The organism is Arcobacter sp. LA11 (assembly GCF_001895145.1).
Taxonomy (GTDB): domain Bacteria; phylum Campylobacterota; class Campylobacteria; order Campylobacterales; family Arcobacteraceae; genus Halarcobacter.
In genome coordinates this window covers 1-246 of record NZ_BDIR01000041.1, presented here as the reverse complement: position 1 = coordinate 246, position 246 = coordinate 1, and the positions used below count along the sequence as shown (strand labels likewise).

General features: G+C 37.4%; 1 pseudogene. It reads left to right on the top strand.

Features of this window, described 5'->3' with window-relative positions:
• Positions 1-246, top strand: a pseudogene (glyA, locus tag BT997_RS15320) (serine hydroxymethyltransferase); the annotation flags it as partial.

Below are 246 nucleotides of genomic sequence, written 5' to 3'. Positions count from 1 at the left end.
CAACTAGCAATAGATAGAGCTTGTGAAATCTTTGATTGTAAATTTGCTAATGTACAACCTCATGCAGGATCTCAAGCAAATGGTGCAGTTTACGCAGCACTTTTAAAAGCTGGTGATAAAATCCTTGGTATGGACCTTTCTCATGGGGGACACCTTACTCATGGTTCTAAACCTTCTTTCTCTGGTAAAAATTACTCTGCCTTCTACTATGGTGTAGAATTAGATGGAAGAATAAACTATGATAGA